General features: G+C 61.6%; 23 protein-coding genes. 9 read left to right on the top strand and 14 right to left on the bottom strand.

Annotated features, from left to right (window positions below; genetic code table 11):
* Positions 1-140 precede the first annotated feature (140 nt).
* The 5 genes from VM94_RS24665 to VM94_RS24645 form a co-directional block, all read right to left on the bottom strand.
* Positions 141-422 (bottom strand): hypothetical protein, encoded by a 282-nt coding sequence (locus tag VM94_RS24665; protein ID WP_046685849.1) that lies wholly within the window; start codon positions 420-422, stop codon positions 141-143.
* 152 nt (positions 423-574) lie between these two features.
* Positions 575-1,705: a glycerophosphodiester phosphodiesterase gene (locus VM94_RS24660; protein WP_046685848.1), complete on the bottom strand. Its 1,131-nt coding sequence runs from the start codon at positions 1,703-1,705 to the stop codon at positions 575-577.
* Positions 1,705-4,116 carry a TonB-dependent receptor gene (locus VM94_RS24655; RefSeq protein WP_235433013.1) on the bottom strand — a complete coding sequence of 804 codons (2,412 nt, stop codon included), beginning with the start codon at positions 4,114-4,116 and terminating at the stop codon, positions 1,705-1,707. The genes VM94_RS24660 and VM94_RS24655 overlap by 1 nt, the downstream gene beginning before the upstream one ends.
* 153 nt (positions 4,117-4,269) lie before the next feature.
* Positions 4,270-5,250 carry an Hsp33 family molecular chaperone HslO gene (gene hslO, locus VM94_RS24650; RefSeq protein ID WP_046685847.1) on the bottom strand — a complete coding sequence of 327 codons (981 nt, stop codon included), beginning with the start codon at positions 5,248-5,250 and terminating at the stop codon, positions 4,270-4,272.
* Positions 5,251-5,254: 4 nt separating this feature from the next.
* On the bottom strand, positions 5,255-5,779 hold the full coding sequence (locus tag VM94_RS24645; protein WP_046685846.1) for a gamma carbonic anhydrase family protein: 525 nt from the start codon (positions 5,777-5,779) through the stop codon (positions 5,255-5,257).
* A 207-nt stretch (positions 5,780-5,986) separates the two neighbouring features.
* Here VM94_RS24645 and VM94_RS24640 point away from each other — a divergent pair, with 207 nt between their 5' ends.
* From VM94_RS24640 to bamC, 8 genes are all read left to right on the top strand, one after another.
* A complete protein-coding gene (locus VM94_RS24640) occupies positions 5,987-6,862 on the top strand; it encodes an alpha/beta fold hydrolase (RefSeq protein WP_046686246.1) in 876 nt (291 codons plus the stop codon).
* Positions 6,863-6,952: 90 nt separating this feature from the next.
* Positions 6,953-7,786: a 3',5'-nucleoside bisphosphate phosphatase gene (locus VM94_RS24635; protein ID WP_046685845.1), complete on the top strand. Its 834-nt coding sequence runs from the start codon at positions 6,953-6,955 to the stop codon at positions 7,784-7,786.
* A 93-nt stretch (positions 7,787-7,879) separates the two neighbouring features.
* Positions 7,880-8,764 carry a protease HtpX gene (gene htpX, locus VM94_RS24630; RefSeq protein ID WP_034750690.1) on the top strand — a complete coding sequence of 295 codons (885 nt, stop codon included), beginning with the start codon at positions 7,880-7,882 and terminating at the stop codon, positions 8,762-8,764.
* A 38-nt stretch (positions 8,765-8,802) separates the two neighbouring features.
* Positions 8,803-9,426: an L-threonylcarbamoyladenylate synthase gene (locus VM94_RS24625; protein WP_046685844.1), complete on the top strand. Its 624-nt coding sequence runs from the start codon at positions 8,803-8,805 to the stop codon at positions 9,424-9,426.
* 94 nt (positions 9,427-9,520) lie between these two features.
* Positions 9,521-10,198 carry a site-2 protease family protein gene (locus VM94_RS24620; protein WP_046685843.1) on the top strand — a complete coding sequence of 226 codons (678 nt, stop codon included), beginning with the start codon at positions 9,521-9,523 and terminating at the stop codon, positions 10,196-10,198.
* A 42-nt stretch (positions 10,199-10,240) separates the two neighbouring features.
* Positions 10,241-10,813, top strand: coding sequence for a class I SAM-dependent methyltransferase (locus VM94_RS24615; protein WP_046685842.1), 573 nt, complete (start codon positions 10,241-10,243; stop codon positions 10,811-10,813).
* An 84-nt stretch (positions 10,814-10,897) separates the two neighbouring features.
* On the top strand, positions 10,898-11,776 hold the full coding sequence (gene dapA, locus VM94_RS24610; RefSeq protein WP_034750679.1) for a 4-hydroxy-tetrahydrodipicolinate synthase: 879 nt from the start codon (positions 10,898-10,900) through the stop codon (positions 11,774-11,776).
* An 81-nt stretch (positions 11,777-11,857) separates the two neighbouring features.
* On the top strand, positions 11,858-13,051 hold the full coding sequence (gene bamC / locus VM94_RS24605; protein ID WP_046685841.1) for an outer membrane protein assembly factor BamC: 1,194 nt from the start codon (positions 11,858-11,860) through the stop codon (positions 13,049-13,051).
* Positions 13,052-13,223: 172 nt separating this feature from the next.
* On the opposite strand, the gene VM94_RS27985 is transcribed toward bamC, so the two are convergent.
* On the bottom strand, positions 13,224-13,478 hold the full coding sequence (locus tag VM94_RS27985) for a hypothetical protein (protein ID WP_071650198.1): 255 nt from the start codon (positions 13,476-13,478) through the stop codon (positions 13,224-13,226).
* Between the two features lie 353 nt (positions 13,479-13,831).
* Complete coding sequence (locus VM94_RS24595) at positions 13,832-14,953, bottom strand: cupin domain-containing protein (RefSeq protein ID WP_046685839.1); 1,122 nt, start codon at positions 14,951-14,953, stop codon at positions 13,832-13,834.
* Positions 14,954-15,046: 93 nt separating this feature from the next.
* On the opposite strand from VM94_RS24595, the gene VM94_RS24590 reads away from it, so the two are divergent.
* Positions 15,047-15,592 (top strand): FKBP-type peptidyl-prolyl cis-trans isomerase, encoded by a 546-nt coding sequence (locus VM94_RS24590; protein WP_034783360.1) that lies wholly within the window; start codon positions 15,047-15,049, stop codon positions 15,590-15,592.
* A gap of 54 nt (positions 15,593-15,646) precedes the next feature.
* Here the strand turns inward: VM94_RS24590 and VM94_RS24585 are convergent, their stop codons facing one another.
* The 7 genes from VM94_RS24585 to VM94_RS27535 form a co-directional block, all read right to left on the bottom strand.
* The gene (locus VM94_RS24585; RefSeq protein ID WP_046685838.1) at positions 15,647-16,684 is read right to left on the bottom strand and encodes a hypothetical protein; all 1,038 of its coding nucleotides are present in this window, start codon (positions 16,682-16,684) and stop codon (positions 15,647-15,649) included.
* A complete protein-coding gene (mutS, locus tag VM94_RS24580) occupies positions 16,681-19,374 on the bottom strand; it encodes a DNA mismatch repair protein MutS (protein ID WP_046685837.1) in 2,694 nt (897 codons plus the stop codon). Before mutS ends, VM94_RS24585 begins: the two co-directional genes overlap by 4 nt.
* A 430-nt stretch (positions 19,375-19,804) precedes the next feature.
* Positions 19,805-20,365 carry a hypothetical protein gene (locus VM94_RS24575; protein WP_138829012.1) on the bottom strand — a complete coding sequence of 187 codons (561 nt, stop codon included), beginning with the start codon at positions 20,363-20,365 and terminating at the stop codon, positions 19,805-19,807.
* Positions 20,362-22,602, bottom strand: coding sequence for a serine/threonine-protein kinase (locus VM94_RS27540; protein WP_052755933.1), 2,241 nt, complete (start codon positions 22,600-22,602; stop codon positions 20,362-20,364). The genes VM94_RS24575 and VM94_RS27540 overlap by 4 nt, the downstream gene beginning before the upstream one ends.
* Positions 22,603-22,803: 201 nt before the next feature.
* On the bottom strand, positions 22,804-24,126 hold the full coding sequence (locus tag VM94_RS24565; protein ID WP_046685835.1) for an aspartate aminotransferase family protein: 1,323 nt from the start codon (positions 24,124-24,126) through the stop codon (positions 22,804-22,806).
* Positions 24,127-24,206: 80 nt separating this feature from the next.
* Positions 24,207-25,094: a MurR/RpiR family transcriptional regulator gene (locus tag VM94_RS24560; protein WP_046685834.1), complete on the bottom strand. Its 888-nt coding sequence runs from the start codon at positions 25,092-25,094 to the stop codon at positions 24,207-24,209.
* A 44-nt stretch (positions 25,095-25,138) separates the two neighbouring features.
* Entirely contained in the window at positions 25,139-25,450 is a 312-nt protein-coding gene (locus VM94_RS27535) for a hypothetical protein (protein WP_138829013.1), read from the bottom strand.
* Positions 25,451-25,683: the final 233 nt, after the last annotated feature.

Genomic DNA, 25,683 nt, shown 5'->3' with positions numbered 1-25,683 from the left:
GCCTTGCTGCTTGCTGATCAGAAACGGGCCTTGCCGGTCGAGATCAGGTAGAAATGGATGCCGGTAACGACGACGGCTACGGCGATCAGTGCGGTTTCGAGAAACATCATAAAATTTCCTTTTAAATTAGTCGTGATTTTTTAACCGCGCGAGGCCAGGAAACGCAGCTCTGAAGCCAGGTTAGGCATCAGTTTTTCGTAGCGGTTCGCTTCCGAGTTCAGCAGGGCGAAATCGCGCTTGCTTGGGCGCACATAGCGTTCGTCGTCAGCGCTGGTCGTCGCGGTGGCGATGACTTCCTTCTGGGCCAGTTCGCTGTACGGCTTGGAAGCGAGCAGGGCGCCCAGGAAGGCGCGCGTGGCGCGGCTCAGGTTGCTGAAGTAGTTGTCGTTGTCGTTGCTGTAGGTGTTGGTAAAAGTGGACATATGCCCTCCATGAATGGTCTGTTGTTGCATTGCACAATAATGGAGTTCGCGATATATGTCTAATTCCAAATTCCAATTTCAGAAATTCAAGAAACGAATAATAAGGGCGTAGCCACCGGCCACGCCCTGAAAAAGAATTTGTTACGAAATGTTTATCCGGCGGCGATGCGTCCCAGACCCGGATCGTCGCTGAAAAAACCGTCCAATCCCGTTTCGATATAGCGCCGCATTTCCGCCACGGATCCCGCTTCGTTGCGTGCGTTTTCGCCATTGCCATCGCGGAAGTCGGCCGCCAGGAAACGGTTTTCCGGACGGAAGGTCCACGTGTGCAGCAGCAAGCCCGCCTGGTGCGCATCGTCGACGATGGCAGTGGGCTTGGCCAGGCGCTGGTCGGCGCCCAGCGGGATAACGCCGCGCGTTGGCGGCGCCACCACGTCCGCGTAGGCGGCGATGTCGCGCAGCCCGGCCGGCGTCGTCATCTGCCCGAACGTCAGCTTGCCGCCCGCCTTGGCCACGTCCATCGGGCGGATATCGCCGCCCACGACCAGCTGCATCAAACGCACGTTGGCGCGCCGTCCCAGCTTCTCGCGCAAGTATTTCAAATTTGCCACTTCGAAGGACTGGATTTCGATCGGTGCGCGGCGCGTGTACTCGTGCGCCAGCATGGTCGACAGGAAACGGTCTTCCAGCGCCAGGCCCGCATCGCGGAAGTAGGTCGAGCTTTTCAGCTCGGGCACGAGGCCGATGATGCGGCCGCTGGCGGCTGATTGCGCTGCAACAAAATCGATGATTTCTTCCCACGTGGGGATCTGGAATTGTCCATCGTACAAGGTATTGCCGGTACGTACTTTCGGCAGCCGTTCGATGGCGCGCAGGGTTTTCAATTCCGCCAGCGTAAAGTCATCGACGAACCAGCCTTCGTGCCATTCGCCGTCGACCATCTTCTTGCCGCGCCGGCTGGAAAATTCAGGACGGCGCGCCACGTCGGTGGTGTCGATCAGATTGCTTTCATGGCGCGCCACGAGGATGCCGTCGCGCGTGGCGACCAGGTCCGGCTCCACGTAGTCGGCGCCGTCGAGGATGGCCTTGGCGTACGACGCCAAGGTATGCTCGGGACGCAGGGCACTGGCGCCCCGGTGGGCGAACACGAGTGGACGGGCAGGTGGCGCAGCCAGCAGGCCGGCCGCAAAGCCCGGCGCGGCGGCCAGCGCCAGGCCGCCGGCGGCCGCCCGGACGAAGCTGCGGCGCGAAAAATGCCGTTGCGGCAAGATTGGAGCGCGCATCAGAAGTCCGCCGTCAAGGTCAGGAATCCCTGGCGCGGGGCAATCGGGAAGGTGTTGTACGTCTTGTCGGCCGCGCCGACCACCACGTTCAGCGAGCCTTCACGGTTGGCCAGATTGCTGACGTTCAAGCGCCAGCGCGGGTTTTTCAGCCAGCTGGCCATGACCGGCAGCTTGCCCGACACGCCCAGGCCCATCAGGAAATAGCTGGGCACGGACAAATCGTTGGTGTACGTCGCGTAGCGCTTACCCACGTAATCTCCCGTCAGCTGCACTTCGATATCGCCAAACGTTGCCGAGGCAACAAACTTGTTCAGCCACTCGGGCGAGCCCGGCACGTTCTTGCCCGCCGTCAGTACCAGCGCGGCGCCATTGTTGTAATTGTCCGCGTACTGCGAACGGTTGTATGACAGGGCATTGTAGAACGAAAAATTGTTGCCGAAGTGAACGGTGCCGGCGATATCGATGCCGTCCGTGCGCACGCTGCCCACGTTGGCCAGCACGGGGTTGCCGCCGATGATAGAGGAAATCACCGGTGTCGGGCTGATCTGCAGCAAGCGGTTGCTGAAGTCGACGTGGTAGACGTTGACTTGCCCATCGATAGTCGTGATGGCGCCCAGGTTCAATGAATGGCTGCCGCGCACGCCCACTTCATAGGTGAGGGCCGTTTCCGGCTTGGCGTCGCGCTTGAACAAATCAAAAGCGGCCTGGCTCGACAAGCTCCACGGCGAGGCGCCGCCACCGCCATAGGTGACGAACTGGCGCATGTTTTTCTGGATATTGAAATACAGCTGGTCTTGCGGCGTGAAATCCCAGCGCGCGCCCACTTGCGGCAGGAACCATTTTTTCGTGTTGATGGTGCCGACCGGCAAGGCCGTCGAACCGCCGGCGATGGCGCCCTTGGCTGGCTGCACGGGGAATTGGCCGTCGGCAAACTGCAGGCTGGACTTGAAGCCGGCTTGCAAGGCGATATCGGGGCGGATGCGCCATTCATCCTGCAAGTGCAGCTGCACCACCTTGTTGTCGATCTCGCTGCCGTATTGCGTGATCAAAGGATTGCTGGGGCGGTCATACGGCGACGTCGGGTTGTTGACGTCGAGCGCATACCAGCGGCGATAGGCGGACGAGCGGTTCTGTTCCAGCCACAGGCCCGCTTCCAGCTGATGCTCGCCGATTTCCTTGCGCAAAGTGGAAATGAAGCCGCCACGCTTGATGTCGTATTCCGTCGTGCGCACGGCATAGCCCGAGTTGCCGAAGACTTCCTTCAAATTCTGTTTCGGGTAGTACACGCTGAACAGGCCCGGCAAGCCGGCCACGCCGATGGGGCCGGCCACCACGCCTGCGCCGTCATCCTTGTGGTAATACACCTGGTTCGACCAGGTCATGCCTTCGGACAAGTTGGCGTCGAACTTGGCGTAGGCCAGGTAATCGGTGCGCTGCGCATCGCTGTAGTAATTGCGGTAATTGTTGCCGTCCGCGGCGGGCGTCGCACCCGTTGGCGACAAATAATTGAGGGCCGCCTTGAAGTCCGGATACAGGAAAGGGCGCGTGTACGGCGCGCTCGTTTCGCCGGCCACGTGCACGGTGCTGTCTTCGTTCGGCTCGATCTTGTCCGAGTAATTGAAGAACAGGGTCAGCTTGCCCGCTTCGCTGCGGTTGACGTATTTGGCGTTGAACTGGTCGCCGCCCTGGCGCGCATCGAAGTCCCAGGCGCGCGCTTCGTGGTGCAGGATGGAAAAATAGGCGCTGCTGCCGTCGCCGAAGGCGCCCGTGTCGTAGCGGGCGAACGTGCGCGAGGTGCGGTGGCTGCCCACCGTTTGCTGCACGCTGGCGCCCTGCGTGGCCAGCGGGTCGCTGGAATAGGTTTCGATGGTGCCGCCCAGGTTGCTGGTCGAGGCCGTGGCCAGGTCGCCCGCGCCCGAGGACAGCACGACGCTGCGAACGTTTTCGCTGATCACGGCGCGCTGCGGCGACAGGCCGTTGTAGTTGCCGTACTGCTGGTCGCCCAGCGGCACGCCATCCATGGTGTAGCCCAGTTGCTGGCCAGAAAAGCCATGCACGAAGAGCGACAGGTTTTGCTCGTTGTTGCCCCATGGATCGGCCGTCTGGAAGCTGACGCCTGGCAAGGTTTGCAGGGCTTTCAGGGGATTCGTGCCGGGCAGGATTTTCTGGATTTCATTCTTGCTCAGGGCGACGGAAGAACGCGTCTTGCGCGAGGAAATCTCTACGGTGGCCATCGGTGCGCCGTCATCGGCGGCAGTGGCGGGCGCGGCCATCTCGGTGGCGGCGGAGGCCACGGCGGCGGCCACGGCCGTTTGCGCCAAGGCAGGCAAACTCAAGCCTGCGGCGCAGGCGCCCAGCAAAACATGGAAGGAATGGCGGCGCAGGGCCAGCGTCAAGTGGGTGGTCATCATCAGCCTGTGGAAAGTAGTGTGGGTAATACAAGCTGCGCAGCGTAACGGCGGCGCGTGACGGGCTGATGACGAACTGATGACGGGAATATGACAGCAGAAACAAAGACGCCGCCCGAGGGGCGGCGCAGAGGGATTATGGCGAAACTGTAATAATCAGTTGATGCTTGCAGCTGGCGGAATGAGCACTTCGGCTGGCGCATCCGTGATGAACAGCTGCGCGCAATCGACCTTGTCGAACTCGTAGTGCTGGCCGCAGAAATCGCAGTTCACGCCCACCTGGCCCACTTCTTCCAGGGTGCTGTTGACTTCTTCCTCGCCCAGCATCTTGAGCATGTTGCCGACTTTTTCGCGCGTGCAGCTGCAATGGAAGCTCGGGTGCAGCGGGTCGAAGACGCGGATCGTTTCTTCCCAGAACAAGCGCTGCATCAGGGTGTCGATGTCCGTCGACAGGATTTCTGTCTCTTTCAGAGTCGACGCCAGCATCACGGCGCGGTTCCACGTGTCGAGCGCATCTTCTTCCGACACAGGCGTCGCTTCGGCCTTGCCGCCATGGTGGGGCAGCTTTTGCAGCAGCAGGCCGCGCGAGACGGTGTCGTCCGTGGCCAGCCACAGGCGTGTGTCGAGCTGTTCCGAACGCAACATGTAGTTTTCGATCACGGTGGCCATGTCGTCGCCGTCCAGCGGCACGATGCCTTGGTACGGCTGCTGGCCTGGCACCTTGTCGGCCGGGTCCAGGGTGATGATGAAGCGGCCCTTGCCCGTGGCGTTGAGCAGTTGCGGCACGGTGGCCACGTCGGGGATGACGGCTTCCGGGTCGAGCTTGGCCGTGGCGCGCAGGCGCAGGTCGGAGTCGCACTCGACCACCATCAGGCGCACGGGACCGTCACCGTGGATTTGCATGATGATGGAGCCGTTGAATTTCAGGTTGGCCGACAGCAGGGCGGCGGCTGCCACCATTTCGCCCAGCACTTTTTTCACGGCCGTCGGGTAGGCGTGGCGTGACACCACTTCTTGCCAAGTGTGGGACACGTCGATGAACTGGCCGCGCACGGCGGCGTTGTCGAAAATAAATTTTTGCAGGGTATCCTGGCCGGTAGCGGCTGCGCTGACGGCGCCCGTGGTTTCAGTCATCATTCTTTTATCCAATCTTCTTGAGTTGCGTATTAAATAGCTGGCCGCGTTGCACATAGTTCACGGCGTTGCCTTGTAGCCTGGTGATATCGTCTGCCGTCAGGGCCCGCACGGCTTTCGCCGGTGAGCCGATGATCAGCATATTGTCGGGAAATTTCTTGCCTTCCGTGACCAGGGCGCCCGCGCCGACCAGGCAATTCTTGCCGATCTTCGCGCCGTTCAGGATCACGGCCTGGATGCCGATCAGGGCGCCATCGCCGATCGTGCAGCCATGCAACATTGCCTGGTGGCCAATGGTCACGTTCTGGCCGATGTCCAGCGGGTAGCCCGGGTCCGTGTGCAGCACGGCGCCTTCCTGCACATTGCTGTTGGCGCCCACGGTAATGCGTTCGTTGTCGCCGCGAATCGTGGCGCCGAACCATACGGACGTATTCGCTTCCAGGGTCACCTTGCCGATCACGTTGGCCGTGTCGGCAACAAAAGCGGAAGCATCAATCTGCGGCGCATCGGCGCCCAATTGGTAGAGTGTCATCGTTAGCCTGTGGCGGTGGTGGAAGCGCCGGGCGCGGCCGGACGCGGAAGTTTTGCGCTATTTTACGCTGTTGCAGGGCAAGTCCGAGCGCCGACCGTCAATCCGGTATAATTATCGAACGGTCGTACTTTTATGCCCGTCATATCTACAGACACAGCATGTGGCGCCATCCGCGCTACTTTCAAGGCAGGCAATGAGATGAAACCCATGAAACTTTCCCGTTCCGAATTCATCAACATCCGCGGCGCCCGTACGCATGTGCGCCACTGGGGCCGCGAAGGGGCGCCCATCCTGTTCATGGTGCACGGTTGGATGGACGTGGCCGCCTCGTTCCAGTTCGTCGTCGACGAGTTGCAAGGCGACTGGCACGTGATCGCGCCCGATTGGCGCGGCTTTGGCCTGAGCGACTACACGCAATCGGACACCTACTGGTTCCCCGACTACCTGGCCGACCTGGACGCCATGCTGCTGCATTACTCGCCGGGCGCTCCCGTCAACCTGCTGGGTCACAGCATGGGCGCCAACGTGGCCGGCCTGTACGCGGGCGTGCGGCCCGAGCGCATCGGCCGCTTCATCAACCTGGAAGGCTTCGGCATGATGGCAAGCAAGCCGGAGCAGGCGCCGGGCCGCTATGCCAAGTGGCTAGCCGAATTGCGCGAGCCGCCCGCCATGCGCAGCTATCCCACGCAAAAAGCCGTGGCCGAACGCCTGCAAAAGACCAATCCGCGCCTGCCGGACGAGCGCGCGGCCTTCCTCGCCGAGCACTGGTCGGCGCAGAACGAGGCGGGCGAGTGGGACATCATGGGCGACCCGCAGCACAAGCGGGTCAATCCCATCCTGTATCAGGTGGAAGAAGTGATGGCGTGCTGGCGCCGCATCACGGCACCCGTGCTGTGGGTGGAAGCCGATGACACAAATATGTGGCAATGGATGGGGCCGAAGGAGCAGGCGCGCATCGAGATCGACCGGCGTTTGGCCTGCATCAAGGATGTGCGCTGCGAGATGATGGCGGATGCGGGCCACATGCTGCATCATGATCAACCGGCGGCACTGGCGCGTCTCGTGGAAGCCTTTTTGGCCTGATGTGTGTCGGGAACGCCGCAGCGCGATTTGACAAGCAGCGTACAATGAAAACTTCTTCCATGCTGAGCCCGTGCAGGGTATTGTTTTCACATGCTTAAAGTCGACCTGCATTGTCATTCGAATATCTCCGACGGCGTGCTGTCACCGGCCGCCGTGGCGGCGCACGCACGCAAGGCCGGCGTCGACGTGTGGGCGCTGACGGACCACGATGAAGTGTCGGGCGTGGCCGCCGCGCGCGCGGCCGCCTTGGATCTGGGCATGCGCTTCGTGGCCGGCGTGGAAATTTCCATTACGTGGGCCGGCGAAACCGTGCACATCGTAGGCTTGCAAGTCGATGAAAACAATCCTGGTCTCGTGCAGGGCTTGCACCAGACGCGTTCCGGGCGCGACGCGCGCGGCCGCGAGATTGCCCGCCAGCTGGACTTGGCCGGTATTCCCGACGCCTATGAAGGGGCCTTGAAATTCGTCGGCAACCCGGACCTGATGTCGCGCACGCACTTCGCCCGCTACATCGTGGAAATGGGGAAATGCGCGAACATCCCCGACGTGTTCAAGAAATACCTGTCGGAAGGCAAGCCTGGCTACGTCGAGCACCGCTGGGCGACCCTGGCCGAGGCGGTGGGCTGGATACGCGGCGCGGGCGGCGTGGCCGTCATCGCCCATCCGGGCCGCTACCGTTTCAGCGACATGGCGCAAGGCGTGCTGTTCGATGAATTCAAGCAACTCGGTGGCGTGGCCATCGAAGTCGTCACGGGCAGCCATAGCCCGGACCAGTATCCCGAATATGCGCAACTGGCCAACGCCTACGGCTTCCTCGCCTCGCGCGGCACGGATTTCCATGCGCCGGGCGAGTCGCGCGTGGATTTCGCCAAGTTGCCGCCACTGCCATCAAACGTGACCCCGATCTGGCACGACTGGTTCTAGGGCGCGGCTGGCCTGCGCCTGCCGCGCGGGCTTGAAAAGTCGCGGCTGCACACTTATCTTTTAGCTATTCTTGTTTTTCCGGAGCCAACGCCCATGAAACGTATCGTCCTGTTTATTGCAACCAATCTGGCCGTGATGCTGGTGCTGTCGCTCGTGCTCAGTTTGCTGGGCGTGGGCAATCCGGCGCGCGGCAGCACCCTGAACTTGGGCAGCCTGCTGGTGTTTTCGCTGGTGGTCGGTTTCACGGGATCAATCTTTTCCCTGTTGATCAGCAAACCGATGGCCAAGTGGAGCACGGGTGCGCGCGTGATCGACAATCCGACGTCGTCGACGGAATTGTGGCTGGTCAATACCGTGCGCGCGCTGTCCGAGCGGGCCGGCATCGGCATGCCGGAAGTGGCCGTCTATGAGGGCGACGCGAATGCGTTCGCCACGGGTGCTTTTAAAAATTCGGCGCTGGTGGCTGTCTCGACCGGCTTGTTGCAAAGCATGAACCGCGATGAAGTCGAAGCCGTGCTGGGTCACGAGATCGCTCACGTCGCGAATGGCGACATGGTGACTTTGACCCTGATCCAGGGCGTGGTGAATACCTTCGTCGTCTTCATGGCCCGTGTGGTGGGTTTCTTTGTCGACAATGTGCTGCTGAAAAATAACAACCGCGAAGGCGGCGGACGCGGCATCGGCTATTTCGTCACCGTGATGGTGTGCGAAGTGATCTTCGGCTTGCTCGCTTCCATCATCGTGGCCTGGTTCTCGCGCCAGCGCGAATTCCGCGCCGATGCCGGTTCGGCCAAGCTGCTGGGCAGCCCCACGCCGATGATGCATGCGCTGGCCCGTCTGGGCGGCGTGCATCCGGGCGAGCTGCCGCAATCGATGCAGGCGCTGGGCATCAGCGGCGGCAATGGCGGATGGGGCGCGCTGTTCGCCACCCATCCGCCGATCGAACAACGCATCGCCGCGCTGCGCGGCGTACAATAATGCTAACTTAACAAGCTGGTTCGCCAGAACGCTTACACATGAGTCAATTTTTCCAGATTCACCCCGACAATCCGCAATTGCGCCTGATCAAGCAGGCTGCGCAGATCATCCAGTCCGGCGGCGTCGTGGCCTTGCCCACGGATTCCTGCTATGCACTCGTATGCCAGCTCGACGACAAGGGCGCCGTCGAGCGCCTGCGCCGCATCCGTGGCGTGGATGAAAAGCACCATCTCACCTTGCTGTGCCGCGACTTGAGCGAGCTGGGCGTGTACGCCCGCGTGGACAATCGCCAGTTCCGCCTGCTCAAGGCGGCCACGCCGGGCGCCTACACCTTCATCCTCGAAGCGACGAAGGAAGTGCCGCGCCGCCTCAGCCATCCCTCGCGCAAGACCATCGGCCTGCGCGTGCCGCAGCACCGCATCGTGCAATGTCTGCTGGAAGAGCTGGGCCAGCCGCTGCTGGGCGCGACCTTGACCCTGCCCGGCGATGAAGAGAGCCTGACGGACGCCGACACCATCCGCGAGCGCCTTGAAAAACTGGTCGACCTGATCATCGATGGCGGCGTCTGCGCGCATGGCCCCAGCACCGTGATCGACCTGACGGGACCGGAGCCGGAAGTGGTGCGCGTGGGGCGCGGTGACCCGGCCGTGCTGGGCTTGTAGAGGAGGATGGCGCGCACGTTCTGGCGCCGCTCTTCACCTGTTCTTAATGACAACATAAGAAAGTGGCCGGGACGCCTCTGGTAGAATCGCGGTCATGAGCGATTTCAATACGATAGTCCAGACCATTGCGGTGTACCTGGTGCCGGTGCTGTTTGCCATTTCCCTGCATGAGGCGGCGCACGGCTACGCGGCCCGCTATTTCGGCGACCCCACGGCCTCGAACGAGGGCAGGCTGAGCCTCAATCCCATCCGGCATATCGATCCTTTCGGCACGATCTTGCTACCCTTGATGCTGTATTTCACGATCCAGGTGCCGTTCGGCTATGCCAAGCCGGTGCCCGTCGATTTCAGCCGCCTGCGCAATCCGAAGAAGCAGATGGCCTGGGTGGCGTTTGCCGGGCCTGGCGCCAATTTCGTCATGGGCCTGGGCTGGATGATCGCCTTTGTCGTGCTCAGCGTTATGCCGCCGACGGAAATGGGCATGTTTTTCCGCAAGATGGCGGGCGCCGGCGTCAGCGTGAATGCGGCCATGTTCGTGTTTAACCTGATCCCCGTGCCGCCTCTCGATGGCGGACGCATCATGACGGGCTTGCTGCCGATGCAGCTGGCGCGCCCTTACGCCAGCATCGAGCGCTACAGCCTGTATGTGTTCGGCGCCCTGGTGCTGCTGATGTACACGGGCGTATTGAACCGCGCCCTGCTGGCGGCGATCGAATTTGTCATAGGCATTTTTGTCACTGTGGTCACGCCCCTGACGGCCCTGTTGACCTGATACAAGCAACCGGATGGTCGCAAATAATTGATGGAAGTACCGATGCAAGTAACTGAACCAATACTACAAACCGAAGCGATTTCCGGCTGGCTGCGCCGCTGGGCGCCCCTGATTCCGGGCGGCGAAGTGCTGGACCTGGCCTGCGGCGCAGGCCGCCATGCGCGCCACCTGGTGAGCCTGGGCCACCCCGTGATCGCGCTCGACCATGATCCGGAAATGCTGGAAAAGGCGGCCGGCACGGGCATCACGACGTCGCTGGTGGACCTGGAAGCGCCGGGCGCCGTATGGCCCTTCGCGCCCGGCCGTTTTGCCGGCATCGTCGTCACGAATTATCTGCACCGGCCGCTACTGGACGCCATGATTGCCAGCCTGGCGCCCGATGGCGTGCTGCTGTACGAAACGTTTGCCGAAGGCAATGAGCAGTTCGGCAAGCCGTCGAATCCGAAATTCCTGCTGAAGGAAGGCGAAATGCTGACCTGGGCCGTGCAGCAGGGCTTGCGTGTGGTAGCGTATGAGGATGGAAGAGTGGAGCAGCCAAAAGCTGCTCTGGTGCAACGAATTTGTGCCGTCCGGCCGGATTTTCCACGGTTGGCAGCCCTGCTGCCGACGTTTTGAGCGGCCATACTATGTCAGAATGCACCACAGGCGCGGGCTATCCGCTACAATCGTTGTTTTATTTATCGGCGCTATAAACTTACTATGATCAAGGGCAGCATTGTAGCAATCGTCACCCCGATGCACGCAGACGGCAGTCTGGACTTTCCAGGTCTGCGCAAGCTGATCGACTGGCATATCGCCGAGGGTACGGACGGCATCGTCATCGTTGGCACAACGGGCGAATCGGCAACAGTCAGCGTGGAGGAACACTGCGAACTGATACAGTTGACCGTCGAACATGCCAAGGGACGCATTCCTATCATCGCCGGCGCCGGAGGCAACTCCACGGCCGAGGCGATCAAACTGACGCGCTATGCGAAAGAAGCGGGCGCCGATGCTGTCTTGCAAGTGGTGCCGTACTACAACCGTCCTACCCAGGAAGGCATGTACCAGCACTTCAAGGCCATCGCCGAAGCCGTCGACATCCCGGTCATCCTGTACAACGTGCCTGGCCGTACAGTTGCCGACATGAGCAACGAGACCATCGTGCGCCTGTCCGCCATCCCGAATATCGTCGGCGTGAAAGATGCGACCGGCAATATCGGCCGTGGCATCGACCTGCTGCGCCTCGTGCCGGCCGACTTCGCCGTGTACTCGGGCGACGATCCGACGGCCATGGCGCTGATGTTCTGCGGCGGCCACGGCAACATTTCCGTGACGGCCAACGTCGCGCCGCGCGCCATGCACGAACTGTGCGTCGCGGCCATGGCGGGCGAGCGCGCCACGGCAATTGCCATCAATAACAAAGTTTTTCCTCTGCACCAGAAGTTGTTTGTCGAGCCCAACCCGGTGCCCGTCAAATGGGCGATGGCCGAAATGGGCCTGATGCCTGCCGGCATACGCTTGCCACTGGTGCCGCTGGCTGAAAATTGCCACGCCACCGTGCGCGATGCCTTGCGCGACGCCGGTATCCTGTCTTAAGGCCGAACTTCAAGCCCGGACTCGACCAGTCCGGACCTTCCCTGATTCCAGCTGCTACTTAGCTTCTTATCCAGTTACGACATGACTAATTGCAAGAAAAACCAATCGGCGCCTGCCACCATCGCCGTCCGCGGCATCGTCATCGGCGCCATCGCAGCCAGCCTCGCGGGTTGCGGCATGATCAGTTCGGTAGTCGGCGGCGACAAGGTCGACTACAAGTCGGTCAAGAAAGCCGGCACCCTGGACGTGCCGCCTGACCTGACGCAATTGCAGCAGGACAACCGTTACTCCTTGCCGGATGCGAAAAACGGCGTGGCCACGGCTTCCGGCTACAACGCGCAGCGCAACGCCACGGCCGGTACGCCCGTCGTCGTGGGCGCCGACGGCGTGGTCGGTGTCGTGCCTGTCACGGCAGGCGGCGTGAAGGTCGAGCGCGCGGGCAACCAACGCTGGCTGGTCGTCAAGCAGTCGCCTGAGGTGCTGTGGCCGCAACTCAAGCAGTTCTGGGAAGATTCGGGCTTCACCATTGCCGTGGACCAGCCGACGGCTGGCATCATGGAAACCGAGTGGAACGAAAACCGTGCCAAGGTGCCGCAAGACTTTATCCGCAGCACCATCGGCAAGGCTTTCGATTCGCTGTACTCGACCGGTGAAAAAGACAAGTTCCGTACCCGCATGGAGCGCCTGGCCGATGGATCGACCGAGATCTACATCAGCCACCGCGGCGTGGAAGAGGTGGTCACGGGCCGCGACAAGGAAACCACCACCTGGACCGCCCGCCCGAACGATCCGGGCCTGGAGGCGCAATTCCTGGCCAAGCTGATGACGCGCCTGGGCGCGGCCAGCGACGATGCGCAAGCGAAGACGGCTGTCGATGCCGCCATCGTGCAGCCGCAGCACGCCAAGCTGGTCGGCGACGCCGCCACGCCGTCGCGCGGCATTGAGGTCGATGAAGGTTTCGACCGCGCCTGGCGCCGTGTCGGCCTGGCGCTGGACCGTGTCGGCTTCACCGTGGAAGACCGCGACCGCACGCAAGGCACGTATTTCGTGCGTTACGTCGATCCGGACGCGGTCAAGAAAGATGGTTTCTTCTCGAAACTGTTCAGCTGGGGCTCGTCGTCCGACAAGGACAAGGAAGCGCAGCGCTACCGCGTTCTCGTCAAGGCCGGTACGGGTTCGACCAGCCTGGTCAGCATCCTCAGCAACGAAGGCCAGCCTGATGTCTCGCCAGTGGCAGAGAAGATCCTGGGCCTGCTGAACGACCAGTTGAAATAAGTGGTATGACAGCGGCAGGTTTGAAAACCTGCCACGCATTAAAAAGGCTGGCCCGGTGCAAACCGGGTCAGCCTTTTTTATTGCCTGCGTCCGGCGTCATATCTTGCGGACAAAACGCCGGACGTAAAAAAGCCGGCCCGAAGGCCGGCTTTCTTTCCTGCGGGGTGCTAAATTACTTAGCAGCCGATGCAGCAGCCGAAGCGGCAGCAGCAGCGTCCGAAGCGGCCGAAGCAGCGCTCGAAGCAGCAGCAGCAGCGTCGGTAGCGGCCGAAGCAGCAGCGTCAGCAGCAGCAGCTGGAGCAGCTTCAACTGCTGGTGCTGGTGCTGGGGTTTCAACTACTGGTGCTGGTGCAGGAGCTTCTTCTTTTTTGCTGCAAGCAGCCAGAGCAACAACCATCAGGGAGGCGATCAGCAGGGATTTTTTCATTTGTTTTCCTTAATTATTTCAAAAAATAAATCAATATTGTTGCGATGAATAATTACCGGTAATTATCGCTCGTTAGGTCGTCTTCGAAGGCTTTTCGTACCAGGTGGTGCCTGCCAGACAACGGAAACTTCCTAACCGAATATTATAGCGATTTTTGGTGCGTCGCAATAGGAGCAAGAGGCAAATTCGCAACTATTTTGTGATATCGCAATATTTGCCGAAGCAAATTGCAAGCAAGTGTAAGCGATTTGCGAAAGCGCGACAAAACGATATAAAAATAATATCTTTCTTTGCGCTGGCGCAGAAGCTGTTCTTTTACCTACTGTAATACCACTTTGCTACGATACGATCATTCAAGCCAGTTCGATCCAGCCATCCTGATACCAGGTATACAAGGCATCCATCACGTCATCGGAAGCCTGGGCCACGGCGGCGCCATCGAGGGCGCGTTCGTTGGCCAGGGTTTCCAGGGCCGTTTTGTCGGCCTTGCCAATGGCAAACGATTCGCCATTGATGAAGACATTCTTGCCACGATACAGCATCAGGGTCTTGCGTGACAACACGACACCCTTTTTCTGCGCGGCATCCGCGAAACGGCCCACCGTCAGCGGCTTGGACAGCGGCGTGAAAAACACATTGTGCTTCGGTTCCGACAGGTGTTCGCCGAGGAAGATGGTGACGTCTTCTTCCGTGAAGCGCACCTTGTTCATTTCTTCCGTGATGGTGGCGAGCATGTCGCGTGGGATTTCCGCCGGCTTGCCCGACGCCTTCAGGTCGGGATCGCTGTAGATGCCCGGCAAGTCGATCGAATCGGCCATGAATTGCAGGAAGGCTTCGCCCAGTTCCTGGAACGATGGCGAGCGGAAGCCGATCGAATACGTCTGGCAGTCGCCGATGGCCACGCCGTCGTGCGCGTAGTGGGGCGGCAAGTACAGCATGTCGCCCGGTTCCAGGGTGAATTCTTCGTCGGGCGTGAAGTTGCTGAGGATTTTCAGCGGCAAGCCGTCGATCAGGCTCAGGTCCTTCTGCGCGCCGATGCGCCAGTGGCGCTTGCCCTGGCCTTGCAGCAGGAACACGTCATAGGAGTCGAAATGCGGGCCCACGCCGCCGCCATCGGTGGCAAAGCTGACCATCAGGTCGTCCAGGCGCGCGTCCGGCAGGAAGCGGAACTGGCGCAGCAGGGCGTCGGCCTTGGCGCTGTGCAGGTTGGCGCCCTGCACCAGCAGGGTCCATTCCTTCTGTTTCAGCGAAGGCAGGCTGGTCAGCGGACCTTGCTGCATGTTCCAGTGGCCATCCGCATGGCTGACCAGGCGCGATTCGACGTGGTCGAGGGTAGCCAGCTCGGCCAGGGCCTTGAAATCGAACAGCGCCTTGAAGCCAGGTACGGCTTGACGGATCAACAAGGGTTTTTTATGCCAGTAGTCGCGCAGGAATTGCGCCGGCGTGATATCGCCGAGGAGAGTTAATGTTTTCATGCACCCATTATAACAACCGGAAATGCAGGAATGCGCCTGCCGTTGGCGGCGTGAAGGTATAATTTGCCAGCTTATACAATGAAAGGAAGCATAATGAAGATTGCCAAAAATACGGTCGTGACTGTCAACTACAAACTGTCAGACGCGCAAGACAATCTGATCGAAGACGGCCGCCAGCCGATGGTCTACCTGCACGGTGATTATGAAAACACCCTGCCAAAGATCGAAGAAGAGCTCGACGGCAAGGAAGTTGGCTATTCCAACACGATCCAGATCGAACCGGATGATGCTTTCGGTGAATACGATCCAGCCCTGGTCAAGGTCGAGCCGCGCAATCGCCTGCCTGAGCCGCTGGAAGTGGGCATGCAGTTCGAAGGCATGCCGGAAAGCGATTCGCCGGACGAAGAAGCGATGATCTTCACGGTTACCGACATCGCCGACGACAAGGTTGTGCTGGATGGTAACCATCCTCTGGCCGGCATCGCGCTGCGCTTCTCGCTGACCGTCGCTGACGTGCGCGCCGCCACCGACGAAGAAATCGCCCATGGCCACGTGCATGGCGCACACGGCCATGACCATGGCGATGAAGATGATGAAGGCGAAGAGGGCGACCACTTCCGTACGCATCCGATTCATTAATACTGCTTGTTCCAGGCCGGCTACATGCCGGCCTGTTCGCTTGTGCCGCTGTTATTAACGGCGTAGCGTCGACGCCTTGGCCCTCGCTTGCGCCGATGGCCTGACGGCACGTTGACGCACCTCAAAAAATGGCGTCTTGCCTGGCCGTACGGCGATGGCGGACCAGTCGTTGTCGATGCTGACATGGCCCAGGTTGCCTTTCCAGCTGATTTTCGGCCCGCCTGCCTTGGCCGCGGCCTTTTTACTTTTGCCTTCCTTGCCATCCGCCTCGCGATCGCGCTGCGTATCGACCAGCAACACCTTGCCGCTGAACTTCTTCGCCAGGGTACGAACCTGCTTGCGCGGGCCGGCAAAGCCGTCCTGTTTCGAGCTGAAGCTGGGCAGCAACGAATTGTCGTCTTCGTCGAGCACGCCCATGTCGCCATCGGAAAACAGCACGATGCCGTCGAGCTGCTTGCGCTGCGCCATGGCGAACAGGCGCTGCAGCCAGGAGCGGTTGGCGACCAGGCGGTCTTCGAATTCGCTGTTGCGTCCCGCTTCCGGCAGGAAATGGTTGTTATTCGCGGGCAGGTTGATGGTGGCAAACAGCACGCCGCCGTATTCCCAGTGGGCATTTTCCGCATAGCTGCGGAACTTCGCCGTCGATGACAGCCGCGACAGGGTCAGCTTGCGCTGGCCCAGGCTCTGGTCGTCCGCGAAATACACGTCGCGCAAGCGGTTCAGGCGTTCGATGGCGTTAACTCTGCCGCGCGAATTGCGGCAGTTGGCCCAGTCACTGGCCGACAGCGAGACGATCAGCGGCGGGCCGCTGGCGTCCAGCAAGTCCTTGCGCTGGCTGTACAGTTTGTCGCTGCACGATTCGCTGGCCGCCTTGATGCCGGTGGCCACGACGAAAGACGCATTGAAGGCGCTGGTGTCGGCGATGGCTTTTTTCAGGGGGCCATCGTCCGGCCCGGCGTTGAAGGAATGGCCCAGCACGGCAAACTCGAAGCCGGCCTGGTCGCTCTGGGCGGCCAGCGCCGCTTGCCATGGCAGGCTGGCAGCCAGCAAGCCGGCGGCCAGCAGGTGGATCGCGCTGCGCCGGCAGGTCATGCGGCGGCCAGCCGTTTCAACTGGTACAGCTGCTCGAGCGCATCGCGCGGCGTGAGCGCATCGGGATCGAGGTCGGCGATGGCGTCGAGCAAGGCTTGCTGCGCCGCGTTCAATGCGGCCAGCGGCGCCGATGCTTCCTCTTCTTCCTCTTGCGCATACGGATCGGCTGCCGGCGCGGCGAACAGGTCGCGCTGCGGCGTGGCGTCGAGCGCCTGCGCTTCCAGGCGCGCCAGGTGTTTGCGCGCGGCCTTGATCACGGGCTGCGGCACGCCGGCCAATTGCGCCACCTGCAAGCCGTAGCTTTGCGAGGCGGGGCCAGGCTGCACGGCGTGCAGGAAGACGATGCTGTCCTTGTGCTCGACGGCGGACAGATGCACGTTGGCGGCGCTTGGGTGACTGTCCGGCAGTTGCGTCAGCTCAAAGTAATGCGTGGCAAACAGGGTAAAGCTGCGGCTGGTGTCGATCAGATGGCGCGCGATGGCCCATGCCAGCGCCAGGCCGTCGAAGGTCGAGGTGCCGCGGCCCACTTCATCCATCAGCACCAGCGAGTGCTCGGTGGCGCCGTTCAAAATGGCGGCCGATTCCGTCATTTCCACCATGAAGGTCGAGCGCCCGCCCGCCAGATCGTCGGTGGCGCCGATGCGCGTGAAGATGCGGTCGATGGGGCCGATGGTGGCGGAAGCGGCCGGCACGTAGCTGCCCACGTAGGCCAGCAGGGTGATCAGTGCCACCTGGCGCATGAAGGTCGATTTACCGCCCATGTTCGGACCGGTGATCAACAGCAGCCGGCGCTCGTTGACGAAGCGGCAGTCGTTGGCGATGAAGCGTTCGATCTGTTTTTCCACCACGGGGTGGCGGCCTTCGACGATGTTGATGCACGGCTCGTCGACCAGTTGCGGCGCGGCCCAGTTGTGCTGCTGCGCATGTTCCGTCAGCGCATTCAGGGTGTCGAGCTGGGCCAGACCCTGCGAGATCGTCTGCAAGGTGCCGATGTGTGGCGCCAGCTCGGCCAGCAGCAGGTCGTACAGCATCTTTTCGCGCACGAGGGCCTTGTCTTGCGCCGACAGGGCCTTGTCTTCGAACACCTTCAATTCCGGCGTGATGTAGCGCTCGGCGTTTTTCAGGGTCTGGCGGCGGCGGTAGTCGTCCGGCACCTTGTCCGTCTGGCCGTGCGTGACTTCAATATAGAAGCCGTGCACCTTGTTGTATTCCACGCGCAGATTGGCGATGCCCGTGCGGGCCCGTTCGCGCGTTTCCAGGTCGAGCAGGAACTGGCCTGCGTTTTCCGACAGCGCGCGCAATTCGTCGAGTTCCGCATCGAAACCGGTGGCGAATACGCCGCCGTCGCGCACCATGGCGGCCGGTTCCTGCGCCACGGCGCGCACCAGCAAGTCCAGGCAGGCAACAGGCGTGGCCAAGGCCGTGTGGATGGCGGCCAGCAAACCGTTTTCGCCGCCCTGGCCAGGGCCATAACAACGCACGACGTCGCCGCGCAGGGCCGGCAGTTGCAGCAGGCCGTCGCGCAGGGCGGCCAAGTCGCGCGGACGCGCCGACAGCAGCGCAATGCGCGTGGTGATGCGTTCGATATCGGGCACTTGCGCCAGGGTGGCGGCAAGCGGAGCGGCCGCTTCGCTTTGCGCCAGCGCGGCGATGGCTTCATGGCGCGCGCGCGCCACCTTCTGGTCGCGCCGCGCATGGTGCAGCCAGTGGCGCAGCATGCGCGAACCCATGGCCGTGCGGCAATGATCCAGCAGCGAAAATAAAGTCGGCGATTCCTGGCCGCGGATGGTTTCCGTCAACTCCAGGTTGCGGCGCGTGGCCGCGTCCAGGCCGATGAATTCGCTTTCCGTTTCCGTCGTCAGGGAGCGCACGTGCTGCAAGCCGCGACCCTGCGTCGACTGCGCATAGCGCAGCAGCGCGCCGGCCGCGCCGAACGCGGCGCCGAGGCCATCGGCGCCAAAGCCCGTCAAGGTCGCCACGCCCAATTGATCCAGCAGGGCCTTGTGGCCGCCCACCACGTCGAAATGCCAGTCCGGCACGCGGTTGATGTGCGTGCCCGCGTAGTCGTCAAACAGGTTGCCATTGTCGCCGCTGAGAATTTCAGCCGGCACGATGCGCTCGAGCTCCTGCTGCAATCGTACGGCCACGGTGCTGCTGTCGCCGGAAAACTCCATCAGCTTCAAGGCGCCGCTGGCCAGCGACAGCCAGGCCAGGCCCGTCGTGACCGTCTTGCGCTGCGTGATGCTGCACATGGCCAGCAGCGGGCGCTCGGCCTTCTCTGGCAGCAAGTCCGCATCCGTCAGGGTGCCGGGCGTGACCACGCGCATGACTTTGCGCTCGACCGGCCCCTTGCTGGTGGCCGGGTCGCCAATCTGCTCGCAAATGGCCACCGACTCGCCCAGCTTGACCAGCTTGGCCAGATAACCGTCGAGCGAATGAAACGGCACGCCGCACATCTTGATCGGATTGCCGCTGGCCACGCCGCGCGCCGTCAGGGTAATGCCCAGCAGGCGCGAGGCTTTTTCCGCATCCTCGAAAAACAGCTCGTAGAAATCGCCCATGCGGTAGAAGACCAACATCGTCGGGTGGTTCTCCTTGATGCCTAAATATTGCTGCATCATTGGAGTGAGCTTTTCAGCCGAATTTTTCTTTGCCGCGGCGGCGTTGATTTCTTTTGGGACGGTGGTCATGTGTTCTTTGTCGTTGGTCCGGCGGCAGGGAAACGCATGCCTGCCGGGCTGTGTGTGGTGCTATGTGCATTCAAGGCCGCGCCAGGGGGCGGAGCTTGGGTTCAAGGCCGTCATTTTACCGCTTTCGGCGGGCGGGGCGGCGTATTGCGTGCGGATGTGAAAAAGCCGCGCCGGTGGCGCTGCCAGGTAGCATGCACCAGTAGCGTATCTGACTGGAAAAGGTGCGTTCAATAGCCCAGCTCCCAGACAGGACTGCAAGGATGGGCGAGATAGCCGTGTTTTGCGCCAGTCCTTGCGTGGTGGGGCAGGTTGTAATACGTTTGCATCGCTATCGCCATGCAGGCCAAAACACCAAGGATGTCTTGGCCCGAAAACTGGCAGGAAGCTTTTAAGCCGTCACCTGCTGTGAGACAACCGTGGATTGCTGAAATTAACCCTGGCCCCAGGCGTCGCCGACGGAGCTTTCTGGGTCGAATGAAAACACACGCAACTCAGTCTGCTCGCCTTCACTGCGGGTGATACGGACCGTCATGACAAAAGACAGTTCCCAGCGACCGTTTGCATGACCTACATCCAGGTTATGCTTCCATTCCTGGCGAATGTGCCGCAGGTCGGGCTGGGCCGGGTCTGGCGGCAGCAAATGAGATTCGAAGTCCAGCGGGAGGCTGTAGGTGGCGCCTATTGCTTGAAGAAATGGTGATGGAAGGGAATAAACAGTCGGTACTTTCGTGCCGATCTGCAGTAGTTGCGGTACGGTGACAATGGTGCAATCTATGATCTGGAAGGCGGTAAAGCCACCATCCTTGGAGCCGCAACAGGTGACATCAAGATAAACATGTTGTCCTTTCTGGAAATGCACCCCACCCATATATGGACCATGGCGCGGGTCGGCTGTCCCGTCGCATGAAGTAAAGCTATAGTCGAGTTGGTTTGTGATCTGGTCTGCATCAAAATGTACGGATAATTTCATCCAAGGGCTGACAGGCGTCATGTTCTACGATCTCTTTTCATATTGGTCATAAGTTGCTGATAGCGAGTATCTCGCCTGAGGTTCAACAGATCGGGAGCTGACTCGATCAGGTTGAGTGGGTAGCCTAGCTTGGTGGCCTCCTGCAGGGCTGCCAAAGCTGCAGTGCGGTTGCCTGTAAGTTCATGGGTCAAAGTCGCCCGGAATTGGACATCTGGCAATTGAGGGGCGATGGCGAGTGCTTTTTCCATACTCGTCAACGCCTGCTTGGTTGCGCCTACATAGGCCGAAAACAGCGCCATGCGCGAGTTGAGTGTCGCGTCGTCCGGCATGCGCGCCAGGACTGGCGTAAGCAGTTCAATGGCGCGCCGATAAGACTGCTGCGAGGCCTCTTTCTGCGCAGGTATCCAGCGTTGTGCATCAGCAAGATTTGCCCATAATTGATAAAACCCCGGATTGCCATTGCTGGGTAAGACGGCCTTTTCAAACGCCTTTACAGCGCCCAGATAGTCCTCCTTGGCAAACAACGATGTTCCCAGATTGCTATACAGTTCCCAGTGCGGCTGGAACTGCAGGCCTTGTTGGAGCACGCGCAAGGCTTCATCGCTACGGTTGAGGCGTAAAAGGACTGCGTTCAGATACGCATACGCGCTAGTCGAACGCTGATCGAGTTCTATACTTTTGCGTAACGCCTGTTCCGCGCTGGCGTATTCGCCTTGGCGATACAGCATGATGCCCATGAACATCGGAAGCAGGCGCTCCTTCGGATGCAGTGCGATCGCGCTGTCCAGTACGGATTTGGCCAGATCAAATTTGCTCATATGAATCAATAGGCGTACCTTGCCCACCAGTCCCAGCAAATTTTGCGGATCAAGATTCAATGCGTTGGCTGTTGCATTCAACGCCTCCGCCCGCTTGCCTTGAAATTCGAGTACCCAGGCATGCGCCACATGGGAAAGTGCCAGTTGATTGTCCGATGCGAGTGCTTGCTGTGCCGCAGCATTTGCTAGCTGCAACCAAGTGTCGTCGCGACCATTGCCAGCATAGCGCAGGCTGTAAGCCAGCGACAGGCCAGCCGAAGCGGCAGCGCTGGATGGATTGTGTTTGAGCACCGTGTTGAAGTGCGCAATGGCTTGTTCTTGGCTGGTATCGCGGTCAAACACCCGCAACGCTTCCATCCCCGCCGCCATGCTGGCCATTTCCGAATACGGCGCGGGCGCCTTTTCGCCTGTGATGAACGACTTGATGGCTGGAACGATATTGGGCAGCTGCCATCCCGCCAGTACGGCCAGCAGCGCCACGCCCGCGCCCCATTTCAGGGTGCGCTTGCGGGGCAGGGGCAGGCGGATGGAGACGCTGGCGGGCGGTGCTTCCTTCGCGGGCGTCTCGTCAGCCAGGGGCGTGGTCAAGGTGGGCGCTTCGCCGCGCTGCGCGCCTAGCGCCTCGCGCACAGCGCGCATGGTGCGTGGCCGCTCGGCCGGGTCGTGCGCCGTCATCGCGCGCACGAGGGCGTTGATGGCGGGCGGGACGGATTCTGGCAGGTCGGGCCACGGTTCCGTCGCCTGCATGTGGGCGGCGGCCAGGGCCAGGCCGTTCAGGTGGGCGAAGTGGCGCTGGCCGGCCAGCATTTCGTACAGCATGGCGCCCAAGGCATACACGTCGCCGCGCGTGTCTGGCAGGCGGCCCATCAGGCGCTCGGGCGCCATGTAGGCGATGGTGCCCTGCAGGTCGCACAGCGTGGTCGTTTGCGTGGCTTGCGGGTCGATGTGGCGCGCCAGGCCGAAATCGAGGATGCGCACCTGACCGTCCGCTTCCAGCATCAGGTTCGACGGTTTCAGGTCGCCGTGCACGAGGTCCATGGCGTGCGCCTCGTCCATCGCGTCGGCGATCTGGTAGGCAATGTCGAGCGCCGTTTGCAAGTCCGCCTTGCCGCCGTGCATGAACTGGCCCAGGGTCTGGCCTTCGACCAGTTCCATGATGATGGACTGGCCCGTGCCTTGGCCTTCGATGGCGAAAATGCGCACGAAAGCTGCATGCCTGAGCGAAGCGGCCAGGCGCGCTTCATTGATGAGTTTTTCCGGATGCAGCACGTCGGCTTGCGGTTTCAGGCGCTTCAGCGCCACGCTACGGCACAGCTTGGCATCCCAGGCTTCGAATACATGGCCGAAACCGCCTTCGCCCAGCAAGCGGCGCACTTCATAGTGTCCGCTGATCGTGTCGTCTTGCAGTGGGGGCTGACGCAGGGAGTCGAGCAGTTCCATATACCTTGGCTTCAGAGTGCATCAACGTGGGCGTCAAGCATCGAAAAGGGGTAATGCGATGATTGAATGCCCAAGATGATTGATTTTGAGTAACTTCCTGATTTAAAACGATTGTTTAAAATAAGTCAATTAATATTGGCAAGGAGTGAACAAAAATTGCTGGCAGTCGCGTTTGCGCGGTTCTGTCGCAGGCATGCGCGGTTACGCCACACAGGCATCGATGGCCGCGCCCAGCTTGTCGACAATTTCATCGACGTGGCTGGCGTCGATGATGTAGGGCGGCGCCAGCAGGATGTGGTCGCCGTGCAGGCCGTCGATGGTGCCGCCCATGGGGTAGCACATCAGTCCGGCTTGCATGGCTTGCGTCTTGATGCGCGCGTGCAGGCGGCGGGCCGGGTCGAACGGCTGTTTGGTATTTCGGTCCTGCACCAGTTCCAGTCCCAGGAACAGGCCGCGGCCGCGGATGTCGCCCACGTGGGCATGGCTATCGAAACGCTGGCGCAGCCGTTCTTGCAGCAAGCCGCCCATGGCGCGCACGTTGGCCAATAAATCGCGTTCCTCGATCTGCCGCTGTACGGCCAGGGCGGCGGCGCAGGCCGTGGCGTGGCCGATATACGTGTGGCCGTGCTGGAAAAAACCCGTGCCGGCGCGGATGGTGTCGCGGATATCCGTCGATACCATGACGGCGCCGATGGGCTGGTAGCCGGCACCGAGGCCCTTGGCGATGCAGATCAGGTCGGCGCTGATGCCTTCCTGCTCGCAGGCGAACAGGCTGCCCGTGCGTCCCATGCCGCACATGACTTCGTCGAGGATCAGCAGGATGCCGTGGCGTTGGCAGATCTCGCGCATGCGCGCAAAATAGCCGGCGACGGCGGGCAGGGCGCCGGCCGTGGCGCCGACGACGGGTTCGGCGATGAAGGCCATGACGTTGTCCGCGCCCAGTGCGGCGATATTGTCTTCCAGCTCCTGGCCCAGGCGCGCCACGTAGTCGCCATCCGTTTCATGCGCCTGCTGGTCGCGCCAGGCGTAGCACGGGGAAAGGTGGGTCACGCCAATCAGCAGCGGTTCGAACTGCTGGCGGCGCCAGGCGTTGCCGCCCGTGGCCAGCGCGCCCAGGGTGTTGCCATGGTAACTCTGGCGGCGCGCGATGACATGGCGGCGCTGCGGCTGGCCCCGCTCCACGAAATACTGGCGCGCCATTTTCAACGCGCTTTCCACCGCTTCCGAGCCGCCCGAGACGAAATACACGCTGTCGATGCCGGCTGGCGCCCGGACGACGAGGAAATCGGCCAGCTGTTCCATCGGCTCGCTGGTAAAGAAGGAGCTGTGCGCGTAGGCCAGCGTGGCAATCTGCTGCTGCACGGCGGCGATCACTGCCGCATCGGAATGGCCGAGGCAGGAGACGGCCGCGCCGCCGCAGGCGTCCAGGTAACGCTTGCCATCGGCATCGATCAGGTAAGGGCCGTCGCCGCCCGTGGCGACGGGATAACTGGCGGTCAAGCTGCGGTGGAAGACATGGCTCATGGCATCGCTTTCTTATCGACAAGGGGATGGCCGATTATAGGAGGCGTTGCGCCGCATGGCAACGATTGATGTATTTGTTTTTAATTTACATCATTTGATGTTTTTACGTAGGCGCCCAGCGCCCGCAGCTGGCTTTCCGCCGCGCCAATGGCCGTGACGGCATCGGGCCCCGCGCGCGCCACCAGCAGTTCGACCAGGCTTTCCACGGCCGCGACGCCGGCCACGATGGAAGGGAAGAACGAGGGGCTGTCGACGGCGATGACGATGCTGGCATCAGCCTGCAGGGCCAGCGGCGACATGGCGCTGTCGCTGATGGCGACCACCTGGCAGCCGGACTGGCGCGCCGCCTGCGCCACCAGCAGCGCTTCGCTCGAATACGGCGCGAAGCTGACGACGACGACGGCTTCGCCCGCCTGCAGGGCGCGCAAGTCCATTTCCAAGGTGCCGCCCTGGCCGCTCAGCAGCTGCACGCTGGGGCGCAGCAAGCGGTACAGATAATGCAGGGTGTAGGCGATGGGGTGGGCGGCGCGAAAGCCGGCCACGTGCACGCGGGGTGCCGCCTGCAGCAGAGCTGCGGCCGCCTCCAGGGCGGCGTGGTTGGCGCTTTCCGTGGCGACCAGGTTGCGCTGCTGCACCGTGAACACTTCGGTGACGAGGTCACCGTTTTTATCGGCAAGCGCATTGGCCTTTGCCGCATAACCGGCCGGCCCCGCGCGCAGGCGTTCGACGAAGATGGCTTTCAGTTCCGGCCAGCCGGCAAAGCCCAGCTGCTGCGCCAGGCGCACGAGGGCGGCCGATTGCACTTGCGCGCGCGCGGCGATGCTGCGCATCGACGAGACGGCCACTTCATCCGGATGGTCGGCCAGGTAGCGGGCGCCGGCCTGGAATTGCGGGCTTAGTTCCGCATGGCGCGCCTTGATCAGGTCCATCAGTGCCGCATAGGAATCGTGGGGTGTCGCTGCCTGCATCGCCGTGCCTCATTGAATAGGTTGCGGCGATGGTACAGGATTCGTCAGCGCGCCGGTAGCGGCGCGCCTTGCGCCAGGGCGGCCGTGCGCGGACGCAGGCGGGCAAACAGGTGCGGCGCGGCCGGTTTGCGGTGCGGTCCCGTCGTCAGCACGCGCAAGGCGGTGGGCAGCGGTACGTCGTGGCAATGCAAAAACAGGGCGGCGGCGCCCGTGCCGGCCATTTCCTGCAAGGCCAGCGCATGTTCGACCAGTGCCGCCGTGCGCATGTCGAGCCGCACGGGAATGTCGGGTTGAAATAACTGTATGTCGACGTGCCGTGCATCGCGCATGCTGTCCCCGCCGGGTTCGATGGTCAAGCTGCCAGCATAAAAGCGCCCCGGCGCCGCCACTTTGCGTTAAATCAATTCCTGTGTCGGATAGATTCCACAAGGCAAAAAAACGCCAACCGTCACCGGCTGGCGCTGAAACCCTCAAGGAAGAAAACATGTATTTCAACGACATTTCGACGCCTGACAAAACCATCGCGAGCGGCAGTGATTTGTGGCCGAGAAGCGCAGCGGCACTGTAGTGCCGTGAGCATCGCCGGCCG

The organism is Janthinobacterium sp. KBS0711, from assembly GCF_000988085.1.
In the GTDB taxonomy this organism is placed as follows: domain Bacteria; phylum Pseudomonadota; class Gammaproteobacteria; order Burkholderiales; family Burkholderiaceae_D; genus Janthinobacterium; species Janthinobacterium lividum_E.
The sequence above is the reverse complement of the archived record's forward strand: the minus strand, read 5'-3'. Positions and strand labels throughout refer to the sequence as shown.

What these genes read in the sequence shown, in the direction of transcription:
- VM94_RS24665 (WP_046685849.1), bottom strand. Translation starts at nt 422, where the DNA reads ATGTCCACTTTTACCAACACCTACAGCAACGACAACGACAACTACTTC.
- VM94_RS24660 (WP_046685848.1), bottom strand. Translation starts at nt 1,705, where the DNA reads ATGCGCGCTCCAATCTTGCCGCAACGGCATTTTTCGCGCCGCAGCTTC.
- VM94_RS24655 (WP_235433013.1), bottom strand. Translation starts at nt 4,116, where the DNA reads ATGATGACCACCCACTTGACGCTGGCCCTGCGCCGCCATTCCTTCCAT.
- hslO (WP_046685847.1), bottom strand. Translation starts at nt 5,250, where the DNA reads ATGATGACTGAAACCACGGGCGCCGTCAGCGCAGCCGCTACCGGCCAG.
- VM94_RS24645 (WP_046685846.1), bottom strand. Translation starts at nt 5,779, where the DNA reads ATGACACTCTACCAATTGGGCGCCGATGCGCCGCAGATTGATGCTTCC.
- VM94_RS24640 (WP_046686246.1), top strand. Translation starts at nt 5,987, where the DNA reads ATGAAACTTTCCCGTTCCGAATTCATCAACATCCGCGGCGCCCGTACG.
- VM94_RS24635 (WP_046685845.1), top strand. Translation starts at nt 6,953, where the DNA reads ATGCTTAAAGTCGACCTGCATTGTCATTCGAATATCTCCGACGGCGTG.
- htpX (WP_034750690.1), top strand. Translation starts at nt 7,880, where the DNA reads ATGAAACGTATCGTCCTGTTTATTGCAACCAATCTGGCCGTGATGCTG.
- VM94_RS24625 (WP_046685844.1), top strand. Translation starts at nt 8,803, where the DNA reads ATGAGTCAATTTTTCCAGATTCACCCCGACAATCCGCAATTGCGCCTG.
- VM94_RS24620 (WP_046685843.1), top strand. Translation starts at nt 9,521, where the DNA reads ATGAGCGATTTCAATACGATAGTCCAGACCATTGCGGTGTACCTGGTG.
- VM94_RS24615 (WP_046685842.1), top strand. Translation starts at nt 10,241, where the DNA reads ATGCAAGTAACTGAACCAATACTACAAACCGAAGCGATTTCCGGCTGG.
- dapA (WP_034750679.1), top strand. Translation starts at nt 10,898, where the DNA reads ATGATCAAGGGCAGCATTGTAGCAATCGTCACCCCGATGCACGCAGAC.
- bamC (WP_046685841.1), top strand. Translation starts at nt 11,858, where the DNA reads ATGACTAATTGCAAGAAAAACCAATCGGCGCCTGCCACCATCGCCGTC.
- VM94_RS27985 (WP_071650198.1), bottom strand. Translation starts at nt 13,478, where the DNA reads ATGAAAAAATCCCTGCTGATCGCCTCCCTGATGGTTGTTGCTCTGGCT.
- VM94_RS24595 (WP_046685839.1), bottom strand. Translation starts at nt 14,953, where the DNA reads ATGAAAACATTAACTCTCCTCGGCGATATCACGCCGGCGCAATTCCTG.
- VM94_RS24590 (WP_034783360.1), top strand. Translation starts at nt 15,047, where the DNA reads ATGAAGATTGCCAAAAATACGGTCGTGACTGTCAACTACAAACTGTCA.
- VM94_RS24585 (WP_046685838.1), bottom strand. Translation starts at nt 16,684, where the DNA reads ATGACCTGCCGGCGCAGCGCGATCCACCTGCTGGCCGCCGGCTTGCTG.
- mutS (WP_046685837.1), bottom strand. Translation starts at nt 19,374, where the DNA reads ATGACCACCGTCCCAAAAGAAATCAACGCCGCCGCGGCAAAGAAAAAT.
- VM94_RS24575 (WP_138829012.1), bottom strand. Translation starts at nt 20,365, where the DNA reads ATGACGCCTGTCAGCCCTTGGATGAAATTATCCGTACATTTTGATGCA.
- VM94_RS27540 (WP_052755933.1), bottom strand. Translation starts at nt 22,602, where the DNA reads ATGGAACTGCTCGACTCCCTGCGTCAGCCCCCACTGCAAGACGACACG.
- VM94_RS24565 (WP_046685835.1), bottom strand. Translation starts at nt 24,126, where the DNA reads ATGAGCCATGTCTTCCACCGCAGCTTGACCGCCAGTTATCCCGTCGCC.
- VM94_RS24560 (WP_046685834.1), bottom strand. Translation starts at nt 25,094, where the DNA reads ATGCAGGCAGCGACACCCCACGATTCCTATGCGGCACTGATGGACCTG.